This window comes from Bosea sp. NBC_00550, assembly GCF_026020075.1.
Lineage (GTDB): Bacteria > Pseudomonadota > Alphaproteobacteria > Rhizobiales > Beijerinckiaceae > Allobosea.
The window spans coordinates 5,658,116-5,672,702 of the sequence record NZ_CP102772.1; the positions used below are offsets into that span (position 1 = coordinate 5,658,116).

At 67.5% G+C, this 14,587-nt stretch carries 12 protein-coding genes; 3 read left to right on the forward strand and 9 right to left on the reverse strand.

Annotated features, from left to right (window positions below):
- Positions 1-124 precede the first annotated feature (124 nt).
- Together NWE53_RS26880 and NWE53_RS26885 are read right to left on the reverse strand one after the other, a co-directional pair.
- Positions 125-1,723 (reverse strand): gamma-glutamyltransferase family protein, encoded by a 1,599-nt coding sequence (locus NWE53_RS26880; RefSeq protein WP_265052341.1) that lies wholly within the window; start codon positions 1,721-1,723, stop codon positions 125-127.
- 49 nt (positions 1,724-1,772) lie between these two features.
- A complete protein-coding gene (locus NWE53_RS26885) occupies positions 1,773-2,540 on the reverse strand; it encodes an SOS response-associated peptidase (RefSeq protein WP_265052342.1) in 768 nt (255 codons plus the stop codon).
- An 87-nt stretch (positions 2,541-2,627) separates the two neighbouring features.
- Between NWE53_RS26885 and NWE53_RS26890 the strand changes: the two genes are divergently transcribed.
- The gene (locus NWE53_RS26890; protein WP_265052343.1) at positions 2,628-3,128 is read left to right on the forward strand and encodes a hypothetical protein; all 501 of its coding nucleotides are present in this window, start codon (positions 2,628-2,630) and stop codon (positions 3,126-3,128) included.
- On the opposite strand, the gene NWE53_RS26895 is transcribed toward NWE53_RS26890, so the two are convergent.
- Positions 3,129-3,857: a TlyA family RNA methyltransferase gene (locus NWE53_RS26895; RefSeq protein WP_265052344.1), complete on the reverse strand. Its 729-nt coding sequence runs from the start codon at positions 3,855-3,857 to the stop codon at positions 3,129-3,131.
- Between the two features lie 197 nt (positions 3,858-4,054).
- Positions 4,055-5,965, reverse strand: a complete 1,911-nt coding sequence (dxs, locus tag NWE53_RS26900) for a 1-deoxy-D-xylulose-5-phosphate synthase (protein WP_265052345.1) — start codon at positions 5,963-5,965, stop codon at positions 4,055-4,057.
- A 181-nt stretch (positions 5,966-6,146) separates the two neighbouring features.
- Between dxs and NWE53_RS26905 the strand changes: the two genes are divergently transcribed.
- Positions 6,147-7,376 (forward strand): MFS transporter, encoded by a 1,230-nt coding sequence (locus NWE53_RS26905; RefSeq protein ID WP_265052346.1) that lies wholly within the window; start codon positions 6,147-6,149, stop codon positions 7,374-7,376.
- Between the two features lie 206 nt (positions 7,377-7,582).
- Here the strand turns inward: NWE53_RS26905 and NWE53_RS26910 are convergent, their stop codons facing one another.
- The 4 genes from NWE53_RS26910 to NWE53_RS26925 form a co-directional block, all read right to left on the reverse strand.
- Entirely contained in the window at positions 7,583-8,503 is a 921-nt protein-coding gene (locus NWE53_RS26910) for a pirin family protein (protein WP_265052347.1), read from the reverse strand.
- 129 nt (positions 8,504-8,632) lie between these two features.
- A complete protein-coding gene (locus NWE53_RS26915) occupies positions 8,633-8,902 on the reverse strand; it encodes an exodeoxyribonuclease VII small subunit (protein WP_265052348.1) in 270 nt (89 codons plus the stop codon).
- Positions 8,903-9,189: 287 nt separating this feature from the next.
- Positions 9,190-9,654 carry an Lrp/AsnC family transcriptional regulator gene (locus NWE53_RS26920; protein WP_173049670.1) on the reverse strand — a complete coding sequence of 155 codons (465 nt, stop codon included), beginning with the start codon at positions 9,652-9,654 and terminating at the stop codon, positions 9,190-9,192.
- A gap of 148 nt (positions 9,655-9,802) precedes the next feature.
- Positions 9,803-10,315 (reverse strand): tyrosine phosphatase family protein, encoded by a 513-nt coding sequence (locus tag NWE53_RS26925; RefSeq protein WP_265052349.1) that lies wholly within the window; start codon positions 10,313-10,315, stop codon positions 9,803-9,805.
- Between the two features lie 120 nt (positions 10,316-10,435).
- Here NWE53_RS26925 and NWE53_RS26930 point away from each other — a divergent pair, with 120 nt between their 5' ends.
- Complete coding sequence (locus tag NWE53_RS26930; protein WP_265052350.1) at positions 10,436-10,996, forward strand: thioesterase family protein; 561 nt, start codon at positions 10,436-10,438, stop codon at positions 10,994-10,996.
- Positions 10,997-11,002: 6 nt separating this feature from the next.
- Here NWE53_RS26930 and NWE53_RS26935 read toward each other — a convergent pair whose 3' ends face one another.
- Complete coding sequence (locus tag NWE53_RS26935; RefSeq protein WP_265052351.1) at positions 11,003-14,575, reverse strand: PAS domain-containing hybrid sensor histidine kinase/response regulator; 3,573 nt, start codon at positions 14,573-14,575, stop codon at positions 11,003-11,005.
- Positions 14,576-14,587 lie beyond the last annotated feature (12 nt).

The following is a 14,587-nucleotide window of genomic DNA, read 5'->3' on the forward strand; positions in this document are numbered from 1 at the left end:
GATCCGCCCCATCGTAACGCGGGCTGGTCGTCTACATCTTCTCGATGAACGGCATCGGTTCTTGGTTCCGGGCTCGATCCTTCGGATCGGCCCGGAATGACGGGGAGATTCCTCGCAAAATGTTCTACGGCGTCGCGACGTAGCCGTCGCGGCGCGGATCGGCGGCCCCGGTGAAGATGCCGGTCGCCGGATCGACCGCAACCCCCTGCATGCCGCCGCAGCGCATCGTCCAGCCGACATCGAAAGCCCTGGCGTCGTGCCCGCGCCGTATGAGCTCGGCGATGGTCTCGGGCACGATCCGGTTCTCGATCTCGACGAGGCGCCCATCCCAGAGCCGGGCGCGGGGTGCCTCGATCGCGTCCTGCAACGGCAGGCCGAAGTCGAGATGCTGCACTATGGCCTGCGCCTGCGTCTGCATGATGCCGTAGCTGCCGGGCGTGCCGAGCGCGAGCACCGGCTTGCCGTCCTGGGTCGAGATGGACGGAGACATGCACATCGGCAGCGCATCGCCGGGCTTGGAGCGGTTCGGGCTCTCCGGCTGCACATCCGCCCAGTAGAGGAAGTTGTTGAGGCACAGGCCAGTGCCCGGCACGACCACGCCGCTGCCGAACGGGCTGCCGAGGCTCTGCGTGATGCAGATCAGGTTGCCCTCGCTGTCGGCGATCGAGAACGAGGTCGTGTGCGCCTGATCCTCGTTCTCCTGCGGCGTCCACTGCTCAGTCGGCCCGGTCACCCGCTTGCCGTCTGTGAGACGCTTGCGCAGCCGTTCGATCGCAGCGTCGGACAGCATCTCGGCAAGCTTCTCCGGGCTCGGATTGTTGTGGGCGATGCGCTCGCCGGCGGCGAGGCGGATCGCGCGGTAGACGAGGTCGAGATGATCCGGCCCATCCTTCGGCAGGGCGGCGAGATCGAGCCCATCGAGGAGGCGCAACGTCAGCAGGAGCTGGAAGCCCTCGCAGGACGGCGGCGGCACATGCACGGAAAGCCCGCGATAGGAAGCCGCCAGCGGCTCGCGCCAGACGGTCTTCACCGCGGCGAGGTCGGCCATGGTCAGCGAGCCGCCGAGTGCCTGCAGATGCGTGACGACGCGCTCGCCCAGCGCGCCGCGGTAGAAATGATCGGGTCCCTTCTCGGCGATCTCGCTCAACGTCCTGGCAAGGTCGGACTGGACCAGCAGCGAGCCGAGATGCAGCGTCTCGCCACCGGGCTGATAGTTCGCGGACCAGGCCGGATAGAGAGCGGGATAGGTCTTCAGCAGCGGGTCGTTCTCCTCGAACTCCGCGGCGCCGAACTCGGCCAGCGCGAAACCATCCCGGGCCAGAGCGATCGCCGGCGCGAAGACATCAGGCAGCGGCTTGCGGCCATAGCTCTTCACGAGTTCGCACCAGCCGGCGAGATTGCCGGGGGAGGCGACGGCGAGCGCGCCCCGCTCGAGGTCGGTGCGCTTGCTGAAGCGCTCTGCCGGGAAGCTGGCGGGCACCGGCGGCACGAAATCGAGCACGCGCACGCGCTGCTCGGCCGCGACCCACATCGTCGCGAAGCCCATCCCGGCGAGGCCCGACATGAAGGGTTCGACGACGTTGAGCGCGGCGGCGGTCGCGGCGGCGGCATCGAAGGCGTTGCCGCCCTGCGCCAGGACGCGCGCGCCGGCCTGTGCCGCCAGTGGATGGGCCGCGGCGACCATGCCGTGGCGGGAGGTCATGGTGGGGCGGCGGCCGTGCATGCTTCGTCTCCTCGTCGTCTTCTGCAACGATCAGAGCATGATTCCGGCCCTAGAACAGGCTGCCTTGCCCATCATCGGCGGGAGGCCGGGCCGCTTTGCGCGCATGACGCTTCGGCTCTTCGCTCGGTTCGGAGCGAGGCAGGTCGGCGAGAGGCAGCTGCACCTCCGGCGCGTCGTTGGCGACCTTGTTGACGGCGCTGCCGATGGCGACGGCCTCCAGAAGATCGTCCGGCGGCGGCTTCAGCAGCCGGGCCGTCTGCTGCGGGGTGCTCTGAGGATCGAGCCAGGCGTCATGGTCATCAGGGTCCAGGATGATCGGGCTGCGGTGATGGATCGGTGCCATCAGTCCATTGGCGGGTCCGGTCATCATCGCCACCGTGTCGATCTCGGAACCATCCGGCGAATTCCAGGTCTCCCACAGCGCGGCGAAGGCGAAGAAGCCGCGATCCGGCCGGCGGAACAGGAAGGCTTCGTTCTGCGCCTGGCGGCCGGAGCCGCTGCGCCGCCATTCATAGAAGGCATCGGCCGGCAGCAGGCAACGCCGGCGCGTCAGCGCGTTGCGGAAGGAGGGCTTCTCGGCCGCGCTCTCGCTGCGCACATTGATGACGAGCGGGAAATCCTTGGCGTCCCGGACCCAGCCGGGGATGAAGCCCCAGCGCATCAGCAGGAAGCGCCGCGCCCCGTCATGCGGCAGCACGACAGGAATCGGCTGCGTCGGTGCGATATTGTAGCGCGGCGGGAAATTCGGCTGCTCGCGATAGCCGAAGGTCTCGCGCATGGCTTCAGGGGGCAGGGTGATCGCATAGCGTCCGCACATGCCGGCTGTTTACGTCGAGACGAGGCGGTCAGATCAACACTTTCTTTCCGGTTGGCCAAACATAGTCGCCCCGATTCGGGGCAGAAGATGAGCGCCATCGCGACGAATGTGCCGGTCGATGCGCCGGCAAACCGGGCCGGAAGCGTCGACGCACCCCGTATGTCGACCGATTTCCTCAACCGCTACAGCGAAGCCCTGATGCTCATCGAGATGGCGGCGCTGGATGACACCGTCCTCGCCGATCTCCAGGCCTGGCACAGCATCAGCTATCGCGAGCATTTCCGCTCCTCTCAGCTGCGCTGTGCGGCCTCGGCGCTCGCGGCCTATGACCGGGTCGATCTCGTCCGGGCAAGGGCTTTCGAGGATATCTGCCTGTCGATGACCCGGCTGGTGCGGACAGTGTGCGCGCTTCTGACCGAAAAGCCGCAGCCGCCTGAGTTGCCGATGATCATCGAGGTGGCCGGTGAGGCCCTGCGCCGGCAGATCGGCCGCGCGACGCAGTTCATCAACGCCAACGGCATGATCGATATCGCCATCTTCGAGGACGCCGCCCTGCAGGAGGAGATCGACGCGCTGCTCGCGCGTTGATCAGGGCTTGCGCCGCGCTCCGACGAGAAACTCGCGATTGCCGTCGCCGCCTTCGATCGGGGAGGGGATCGGTCCTTCGACGGTGAAGCCCAGCGTGCCGAACAGCGCGACGATGTCGTCGCAGACTTGCTGCTGGATCGCCTCGTCCCGGACGATGCCCTTCTTGAGCGCCGCCCGTCCGGCCTCGAATTGCGGCTTGATCAGCGCCGCGATCCCGGCTTGCGGCACGAGCAAGGCCGCAACCGCCGGCAGGACGAGCTTGAGCGAGATGAAGCTGACATCGATGGCGGCGAGGGCTGGCATTTCCGGCATAGCCTCCGGCGCCAGCGTGCGAATGTCCTGACCCTCGAAACTCGTCACCCGCGGATTTGCGCGCAGCGAAGCGTGGAGCTGGTCGCGGCCGACATCGACGGCGACGACATGGCGCGCGCCGCGCTTCAGTAGAAGATCGGTGAAGCCGCCGGTCGACGACCCGACATCCAGGCAGACCTGCCCGGCCGGATCGAAGCCGAAGGCATCGAGCGCGCCTGCCAATTTCAGGCCGCCGCGTGAGACGTAAGGATGCGGCGCCTCGGCCGTCAGCGCAGCATCCCGCGCCACCATCTCCGAGGCCTTCCGCACCGGCTGACCATTGGCGCTGACCAGCCCGGCAGCTATCGCAGCCTGCGCCCGCGCCCGGCTTTCGAAGAAGCCGCGTTCGACGAGCAACTGGTCCGCGCGGCTCTTCATCGCGATCCGCCCGCGCCGGCGCGGCTTTCTCTCCAGCCCTCATCCTGAGGAGCCATTTCGCCAGAAATGGCGTCTCGAAGGATGCTCCAGATGGTTCCGGAGTTTCCTGGAGCATCCTTCGAGACGCGATCCTCCGGATCGCTCCTCAGGATGAGGGCTGAAGGGGGCGAGACCACTGCCATGGCTGTCGGCCTGAATCAGGCGCGCTTGACGACGCTTGGCGCTCCGAGCGCGCCATCGACGGCAGCGACGATGCCGCCGGCGTCGAGCCCAGCGGCGGCATACATCGCGTCCGGCTTGTCATGATCCTGGAAGACGTCCGGCAGTGTCAGCGTCCGCACCTTCAAGCCGGTATCGAGCGCGCCGTTGCGGGCGAGCAGATGCAGCACATGGCTGCCGAAGCCGCCGACCGAGCCTTCCTCGATCGTGATCAGGATCTCGTGCTCGCGGGCGAGCTTAAGGATCAGCGACTCGTCGAGCGGCTTGGCGAAGCGCGCATCCGCGACCGTGGTCGAAAGCCCGCGCTGCGCCAGCAGATCGGCCGCCTTCAACGCTTCGGCGAGGCGCGTGCCGAGCGAGAGCAACGCGATCCGCGTTCCCTCCCGCACGATGCGGCCCTTGCCGATCTCCAGGGGCATGCCGACGTCGGGAATTTCGACGCCGACGCCCTCGCCGCGCGGATAGCGGAAGGCGATCGGCCCTTCGTCATAGGCTGCGGCGGTCGCGACCATATGGGTCAGCTCCGCTTCGTCGGCCGCGGCCATCACCACCATGTCCGGCAGGCAGGCGAGATAGGCGACGTCGAAGGAGCCGGCATGGGTCGCGCCATCGGCGCCGACGAGCCCGGCCCGGTCGAGCGCGAAGCGCACCGGCAGCTTCTGGATCGCCACGTCATGGACGATCTGGTCGTAGGCGCGCTGCATGAAGGTCGAGTAGATCGCGACGAAGGGCTTGTAGCCTTCGGTGGCGAGCCCGGCCGCGAAGGTCACCGCGTGCTGCTCGGCGATCCCGACATCGAAGGTGCGGCCGGGGAATTCCTTCCCGAAGGCATCGAGCCCGGTGCCGGATGGCATGGCGGCGGTGACGGCGACGATCTTGTCGTCCTCCCGCGCCTCCTTCATCAGGGCATTGGCGAAGACGCCGGTATAGCTCGGCGCATTCGCCGGGGCCTTGGCCTGCAGGCCGGTGATGGGGTCGAACTTGACGACGCCGTGATATTTGTCGGCGCTGGCCTCGGCCGGGGCATAGCCCTTGCCCTTCTGCGTCACGACATGGACGAGGATCGGCCCGTTGCCGGCGTCGCGGACATTGCGCAGCACCGGCAGCAGATGGTCGAGATTATGCCCGTCGATCGGCCCGACATAGTAGAAGCCGAGCTCCTCGAACATCGTCCCGCCCGTCCAGAAACCGCGGGCGTATTCTTCGGTGCGCTTGGCCTTGTCGTGGAAGAAGCGCGGCAGCCTCTCGGCGAGCTGCTTGGCGACCTCGCGCAGCGAGCGATAGGTCCGGCCCGAGACGAGCCGCGCGAGATAAGCCGACATCGCGCCGACCGGGGGGGCGATCGACATGTCGTTGTCGTTGAGGATGACGATCAGGCGCGAGCCGAGCGCGCCGGCATTGTTCATCGCCTCATAGGCCATGCCGGCCGACATCGCGCCGTCGCCGATCACGGCGATGACATTGTTGCCCTCGCCCTTGAGATCGCGCCCGACGGCCATGCCGAGCCCGGCCGAGATCGAGGTCGAGGAATGGGCGGCGCCGAACGGGTCGTAGGCGCTCTCGGAGCGCTTGGTGAAGCCGGAGAGCCCGCCCGGCTGGCGCAGCGTGCGGATGCGCTCGCGCCGCCCGGTCAGGATCTTGTGCGGATAGGCCTGGTGGCCGACATCCCAGATCAGCCGGTCGCGCGGCGTGTCGAAGACATGGTGCAGCGCGACGGTCAGTTCGACCACGCCGAGCCCCGCGCCGAGATGCCCGCCCGTCACGGAAACGGCGTCGATCGTCTCCAGCCGCAGCTCGTCGGCGACCTGTCGAAGCTGTGCATCGTCGAGCGCCCGCAGATCGGCGGAGTCGTGGATCGTGTCGAGGAGCGGCGTGGCGGGGCGGGGCACGAGGGTGTCTGATCCTTCGCTGAGACGATCTGGAAATAGAGCCTGCGCGGCGCGCTGGCAAACGGGGGGCGGGATTCCATTTTGATTCCCGAAGGGTGTCCTCCTCTTCCCACGAAACGGGTGGTTCCGGTGCCGGCAAGGCGTTTCAGTGTCCGCAGACCGTTTTCGAGGACACCGTTCGATGCAACAGACCGATACCACACCGCTGCCGGCGGCATTCAGACGCATCGGCTGGTCCAATCTCTTCGCACAGTTCTCGGAGCAGATTGCGCTGGCCGCGGCACCTCTGGCCGCGGTTCTCCTGCTCGCGGCCGGGCCGGCCGAGACAGGCTGGCTGCAGACGGCGCAGACCTTGCCCTTTCTCCTGCTGTCCATTCCCGCCGGGCTGATGGTCGATCGCGCCTCGCGGCGCCGGCTCATGGTCGGCACGGAAGCGTTGCGCGCGGTGTCCTTGCTGGCGATCCCGCTGCTGCTTGCCGCGGGCAGCCTCAACCTGACCTGGCTCGCCGTGCTCGGCGCGCTCGGCGCCATCGGCACGGTCTGCTACAGCGTGGCGGCGCCGGCCTTCGTTCCCTCCGTGGTGCCCCGCGCGCGGCTTGCCGACGCCAATCGCTGGCTGGAGCTGGCGCGCAGCGCCGCCTATGCCGGCGGCCCTGCGCTCGGCGGGGCGCTCGTCGGATGGATCGGCGTATCGACGGCCTATGGCCTCGCCGCCGGGCTCTCGATCCTCGCCGCGCTCCTGCTGGCCGGTCTACCAAAGGATGAAGCGCCGTCCGGCCCGCGGCGCGACCTGCTCGATGATCTGAAGGAGGGCGCGCGTTTCGTCGCCGGCCACGACCTGCTCAGGCCGATCCTGATGACGGCGGTCTTCTTCAATATCTCCTGGTTCATCTTCCAGGCGGTCTACGTCGCCTATGCCATTCAGAATCTCGGCCTCAGCGCGACCCAGGTTGGCGTGACCCTCGGCATCTACGGCGCGGGCATGATCGTCGGCGCCGTCCTCGCGCCCGCCATCGCACGGCAGGTTTCCTTCGGGACGCTGATCCTGCTCGGACCATTCGCCGGCCTCTGCGCGGCCGGCGTGATGCTCGCGACGCTCTGGGTTCCGTCGGTTTATCTGGTCGGCGCGAGCTTCTTCCTGTTCGGCGTCGGGCCGATCATCTGGACGATCTCGACGATGACATTGCGGCAGGCGGTGACCCCCAACGCGATGCTCGGCCGCGTGTCGGCCCTGATCATGACGGCGACCTTTGGCGCGCGGCCGGTGGGCGCCGCGATTGGCGCCTCCGTGGCGGCGCATCTCGGCATCTCGGCCTGTCTTGCCCTGGCGACCGCAGGTTTCCTGATCCAATTGCTCGTGATCGGCTTTTCGCGGGTCCCGCGCCTACGGGACATTTCCGAGGCGGCCTGAGCCTGTGGCGCATCCTCTGCCGTCATTCCGGGGCAGGCCGCAGGCCTGAGCCTGGAACCCAGAACCGATGCGGCTATGAGTTCGAGCGATGGCCCCACCGCGTCCTTCTTGGAAGGGGCGTCGGTTCTGGGTTCCGGGCTCGATCCTTCTGATCGCCCCGGAATGACGGCGCATAAGCCATCGGTTGGTGTAAAAGGCCGACTGTTTCAGCCCTCGGGCAGCGGGATGAACTCGCTCTCGTCGCCGGGGACGGTATCGAAGCGGCCGGTTTTCCACTCATCCTTGGCTTGTTCGATGCGTTCCTTCGATGAGGAGACGAAGTTCCACCAGATATGGCGCGGCCCGTCCATCGGCTCGCCGCCGACGATCATCACCCGGCTCTGGTCGATGGCGAGGATCGAGATGCGGTCGCCCGGCTTGAAGACGAGGAGCTGGCCGGCGCCGAATTCCTCGCCGGCGATGTCGACCTTGCCCGAGACGATGTAGATCGCGCGCTCGCCATAGTCGGGGTCGAGCGGCAGGATCGCGCCCGGCGACAGCACGGCCTCGGCATAGAGCGCGTCCCAGGGAAACTTCACCGGCGAGGTCTGGCCATAGGCCGAGCCCATGATCAGGCTGATCCGCTTTCCGCCTTCGACGATCCTCGGCAGTTCGGGCGCGCCGTGATGCACGAATTCCGGCGCGACCTCCTCATGCGTCTTCGGCAAGGCGAGCCAAGCCTGGATGCCGTAGAGCTTCGGGCCGGTGGCTCGGGCTTCCATTCCGGTACGCTCGGAATGGACGATGCCGCGCCCGGCCGTCATCAGGTTGACCGCGCCGGGCTTGATGGCGAGCGCCGTGCCGAGCGAGTCGCGATGCATGATCTCGCCGTCGAAGAGATAGGTGACGGTCGAGAGCCCGATATGCGGGTGCGGACGAACGTCGAGCCCCTCGCCGAGATGGAATTCGGCCGGCCCCATCTGGTCGAAGAAGATGAACGGGCCGACCATGCGCTGGCCGATCGCCGGCAAGGCGCGCCGGACCTGGAAGCCGCCGAGATCATGCGTGCGTGGCACGATCACCTTTTCGATCGCCTCGCAGGAGCGGGCATCGCCCAGGATCGGATCATCGGCGGGCAGTTGCGACATGGCGGCCTCCTTGGTCAGGCCGAAGCCTGATCCCGTTCGGGCCGCCGGGCAAGCCGGCAGGTTGCAACCGGCCGTTGGCGGGCGCGCAATGTCGAGGCGCCCGCGTGGAAGCCGCGCCTCGGGCCGCGTTTAGTTGTCGACGTCGAGCGGCGTGGTACCCGTCGGCTTGCCGTCGGCGCCGAGCGTGATGCGCTCGATACGGGCTTCGGCCTGCTTCAGAAGTGCGTCGCAACGCACCTTCAGCGCCTCGCCGCGCGTGTAGATCGCGATCGATTCCTCGAGCGGCACGTCGCCGCGCTCCAGCCGCGCAACGATGCCTTCGAGCTCCTTCATCGCAGCCTCGAAGGGCAGGGCCGCGACATCGGCATTGGAGTTGTCTTGCGTTTTGTCTTGGCTCACGGACCCGATTCCTCTTTGCGGCAAGCTTATCGGCCGGAGCGCGCTCCGCCGCAACCCGGGAATGGATCGAGCGACCGTCGGTTTGACACGGAACTAGGCCGTCATTCCGGGGTGGGCCGCAGGCCCGAGCCCGGAAGCCATGAACACGACGGCAGATCAGATGGTGCTGTCGATCGGCGAGCTTACCCGTCCAACCGGTGTTCATGGGTTCCGGGCTCTTCGCTGACGCGAAGCCTCGGAATGACCGGGTGGTTCTTGGAAACGCGAATTTACAATAGCCGCCGGATTCAGACCGGCAGCGCGGACGTCTTCTTGATCGTGCGCAGCGTCAGCGTCGACTGCACGCGGGTGACGCCCGGCAGCTGCGTGATGATGTCGGTGTGGATGCGCTCGAAATCGGCGCTGTCGCGATAGATCACCCGCATCAGATAGTCGTGCGCGCCGGCGAGCAGGTGGCATTCCAGGATTTCCGGCAGGCTCTGCACGGCCTGCTCGAAGCTCTCCAGCGAGGCGCGGCCCTGCTGGTCCAGCGTGACGAAGACGAAGGCCGTGCCGGGGAAGCCCGCGATCTTGTCGTCGAGCATCATCGCATAGCCGCGGATCAGGCCGCTTTCCTCGAGCTGTCGCACGCGCCGCAGGCAGGCCGAGGGCGAGAGATGCACCTTCTCGGCGAGGTCGGAATTGGTGATGCGGCCATCCTGCTGGAGAATCCGCAGGATGGAGCGGTCGCGTGAATCGAGCTCGATCGTCATGGTCACGGTAGAAACCTCCCGCGTGATGCATCGTCGCAAAATTCACGCGATGCAAGCAATCTTCTGCGCCGATATCGAGCCGACGCGCTTCTATCCGCAGCAAGCGTGGCGTGGCGTTGCAGGAATATGCGCAGGCCGAACGGCCCGTTCAGGTCAGCGGCATCGCGAAAGGCGTGCCCTCGAACGCATCGGCGCCGCGTCCGATTCGCTCGATCGCGCGGATCATCCGGCCATCGCGGCCAAGCGTTGCATCGGCGAGAGCGACAAGCCTGACATTAGGCGTCGCCGAAGGGGCGGCGGTCCGCAATGCGTCGGCAACCTCCTCCTCGTCGCGCTCGGGGCTGATGGCGCAGGCCGCGATATAGGCGGCGGCGGTGGAGCGGCTGATGCCTGCCCAACAATGGATCACCATCGGCGCCTCACGGTCCCAATTCCGCACGAAGGCGAGGAAGCGCCCGATATGGTCCTGGCCGGCGAGGACATGGCCGTCCAGGGGCTGGTTGATGTCGGACATGCCGAGAAAGAGATGGCGGCTCTCCGCGATGCCGGCAGGGCGCTCGACGACGGAGCCGACATTGATCAGGGTCACGAGATGGCGGGCGCGGACGGCGGCGACGGTCTCGCTGAGCCTGGATAGCGGGGAAACATGAAGGCTGGGCAAGAGGCCGGCTCCGGGTTCCGCGGCTGGAAACGATGGGACAGACGATAGCATGATCGACAGCGCCGACGTCTCCATGACATGGAAGCCGCAACCCATCGACCTGTCCTGGCGGCGCTCCCCATGAATCTCTGGTTCCGGCTGATCTGGCTCCTGCTGACGACGCGCTTCCGGCCAAAGCTCGCGCTGCCGCGGCAAGCCTCCATCCTGCCCTTCCGGGTCTGGTTCCACGATCTCGACACCAGCCTGCACATGAACAATGGCCGCTACTGGTCGCTGATGGATCTCGGCCGGCTTGATCTGATGCTGCGCAGCGGGCTGTGGCGGGCGGTGCTGCGCCATGGCTGGCTGCCCGTCGTCAATGCCGGCACCATCCGCTTCCGGCGCGAGATGCGCCTGTTCCGGCCGTTCCGGCTGGAAACCAGGATCCTGTGCTGGAGCGAGAACTGGCTCGTGATGCAGCATCGTATGCTGATGCATGGGAGCGACGGCAGGGAGATCGTCGCGGCGGTCGCGCTGGTCCGGGCGGCGCTCTACGACAACCGTGCCCGCGCTTATGTCCCGGTGGCCCGAATCCTGGGCGAGATCGGCGTCGCCGCGACAAGCCCCGAGCCGAGCCCGGAAGTGGTGGCTTTCATTGCCTCCGAAGAAGCGATGCGCAGCGCCGCCTCGACGGCAGTCTGAACCCGGTTATTCGGCCGCCAGCCTTGTCGCGCGCCATTGCGCCAGCAGGGCGCGCAGCGCCGCAGGCTTCAGCGGCTTGTTGAGCAGATAGACATCGAGCGCGCTCGCGGCTTCGCGGACATGCGGCGTCCGGTCGGCGGTGAGCAGGATCGCCGGCATCGGCGTCCGGGCCCGTGCGCGCAGGGCGGTGATGGCTGTCAGCCCGTTGCCGTGGTCGAGATGATAGTCGGCGATCAGCACGTCGGCCTCGCCCTTGCTCCCGACATGCGGCAGCGCCTCGTCCAGCCCCGGCGCGATCGTGACCTGGCAGCCCCAGCCTTCGAGCAGGCGCTTCATGCCGTCGAGAATGGCGGGCTCGTTGTCGATGACGAGCAGCCGCATCCCGGCGAGCTGCCCGGCCGGGGCATTGCGCGGCGCGGCGCCGGTCGCCATCGCGGGCAGCGGCGCGGCGCGCGGCACCAGCACCGAGAAGCGCGAGCCGCGCCCCGGCGCCGAATCGAGCGTCAGCCCATGGTCGAGCGCACGCGCGATGCGCTGGACGATGGAAAGCCCGAGTCCGAGCCCGCGCGCCACCTTGGCGCCCTGGTCGAGCCGCTGGAATTCACGGAACACCGTCTTCTGCTTGCTCTGGGGAATGCCGAGACCGGTATCGATGACCTCGACGGCGACCTGATTGCCCCGTCGCCGGCAGCCGATCAGCACCTTGCCGTTCGGCGTGTACTTGATCGCGTTCGAGATCAGGTTCTGCAGCAGCCGGCGCAGCAGGCGCCGGTCCGAGCGCAGCGTCAGGCTGGTCGGCATGAATACGAGCTTGAGCCCCTTCTCCTGGGCGCTGGGCTCGAACTCGCGCTGGAGCTGGCGCATCAGCTCGTCGAGCCGGAAGGAGGACAGTTCCGGCTTGAGTGCTCCGCCGTCGAGGCGCGAGATCTCGAGCAGCGCGGTCAGGATTTCCTCGACGGCGTCGAGCGAGGCGTCGATGTTCTCGGCGAGGTCCGGGTGGCCTGCCGTGCGGTCTCGCTCGACCAGCGAGGTCGCGTAGAGCCGTGCCGCGTTGAGCGGTTGCAGGATGTCGTGACTCGCGGCAGCGAGGAAGCGCGTCTTCGAGGCGTTGGCGGCTTCCGCCTCGGCCTTGGCGCGCTGCAGCTCGGCATTGACATGCAGCAGCTCCTCGGTGCGCTCGGCGACGCGCTTCTCGAGGCTCTCATTGGCGCGTTCGAGTTCCTCCTCGCCGGCGACGGTCTCGGTGATGTCGGTATAGGTCGTGACGAAGCCGCCATCCGGCAGGGCGTTGGTTCGGACCTCGATCACCTTCTTCGAGGGAAAGAGCTTGAGGCGGACCGGCTCGCGGTCGTTGACGAAGCTCTCCAGCCGCGCCGCCATCAGATCGTCCTGCGCGCCGTCGCCATAGGCGCCGCGCGCCGCGTTGAAGCGCACGATCTCGTCGAGCCCCGTGCCGAAACGCACCAGCGAGGGCGGCAGGTCGTAGAGCTGGATGAAGGCCTGGTTCCAGGCGAGCAGCCTCAGATCGCGGTCGAGCACCGTGATGCCCTGGCCGGCATGGTCGAGGCCGTGCTGCAGGATGTCGCGATTGTACTGGAGCGCGGCCGAGGCGTCGTCGAGCAGCTTGAAGGCGGCCTCGGTCGAGAGGTTGCGGCGCTTCAGCAGCAGCGAGAGCACGAGGCGCGAGGAGGCCGCGCCGATCGCCGAGGAGAGCAGATGCTCGCCGAAGCGCAACAGGTGGATATCGGCGTCGCGGCCGGGTTCGGTGGTTTCGCCGCGGCCGGTATTGAAGCCGTCGAAGGCGCGCTCGGTGCGCTCCTGGCCGAGATAGCGCGCAATGGTCGACTGCAGCTCGCCCTCGGTGACGCTGGTCCGCCAGAGCGAGAAGGACTGCGCCATCGTCGCCGGCTGGGATTCGACGAAGGCGTTCGCCTGCAGGCGCTCCATCGCATTGGCGGGCCTCAGCAATGAGAAGCCGATATAGGCGAGGATGTTGAGCCCGAGGCTCCAGAACACGCCATGCGGCAGCGCCGGCCAATCCAGGCCGAACAGCGCTTCGGGCCTCAGGCTTTCGGCGCCGAACGGGCCGTTCGCGATGATCTCGCTCCACCAGCCGCCGGGCAAAGCGAGGCTCGGCATCAGCAGCGTATAGGCCCAGACCAGCGTGCCGATCGTCAGCCCCGCCACGGCGCCGAGCGCAGTCCCCCGTCGCCAGAGCAGCCCGCCGAAGAAGGCCGGCGCGATCTGCGCCGTCGCCGCGAAGGACAGCAGGCCGATGGAGACCAGCGCCGCCTCGCCCGAGGCACGGTAATAGACATAGCCGAGCAGGATCACGAGGAAGATGCCGAGGCGGCGGATGATTACGACCTGGGAGCCGAGATCGCCGCCGGTGCTGCCGTTTCCATCGCTGCTGCGGTTGAACCGCCGGCCCGCGCGGCTGGGATCGCTCAGCGTGCGCCGCCCGCGGAGCAGCAGGGGCATGACGATATGGTTCGAGATCATGATCGCGAGCGCGACGGAGGCGACGATCACCATCGCCGTCGCCGCCGAGAGCCCACCGACGAAGACGAGGAGCGCGATCACCCCGGCTTCGCGCTGCAGCGGCAGCAGCAGGACGGTCATGTCGCGGTCGATGCCGCTGCCGGGGATGAGGATCTCGCCGGCCGCCGCCAGCGGCAGCACGAACAGGTTGATCAGCACGAGATAGAGCGGGAACATCCAGGCCGCCCGCCGCACGTCGCGGACGTCGCGGTTCTCGACGATCGTCATGTGGAACTGGCGCGCCAGCAGCAGCGCCGCACAGCTCGACAGCAGGGTCAGCGTCAGGAAGTTCGGCCAGCTCGATGTCCGCTCCCAGATCGGCGGCATGCCGGACGGCGGCTTGGCGGCCTGGGAGAGCAGGTCGCCCGGCCCGCCGAACAGCCCGTAGACGATGAAGAAGCCGAGAACGAGGAAGGCGACGAGCTTGATCAGCGACTCGACCGCGATCGCGAGCACGAGCCCGTCCTGATGCTCGGTGGCGTCGATATGGCGCGTGCCGAAGGCGCAGGCGAAACCGGCGAGCACGATCGCCACCAGAAACGGCAGGTCGCTCAGCAGGGGCACGCCCGGCATCAGCATGTGCCCGCCGGTCGCGGTAAGGAAGACCGACAGCGAATTGGCGACGGCCTTCAACTGCAATGCGATGTAGGGCAGCGCGCCGATCACGGCGACGATGCAGACCAGCGCCGCCACGCGCTCGCTCTTGCCGTAGCGCGCGCCGACGAAATCGGCGATCGAGGTGATGTTCTGCGACTTGGCGATGCTGACGATGCGCCCGACGAAGCGATGGCCGAGGCCGATGACGAGGATCGGCCCGACATAGATGCCGAGGAAGTCGAAGCCGGCGCGATTGGCGAAGCCGACCGAGCCGTAGAAGGTCCAGGACGTGCAATAGACGCCGAGCGCCAGCGCATAGATCGTGGTGCGCGCCCGGCCGGTCATCAGCTTGCGGCCGGAGGTGTCGGCGATATGGGCGACGGCGAACAGCCCGCACAGATAGGCCAGCGCGACCAGGATGACGGACCACGTGGGGATCATGGTGCGATCCGT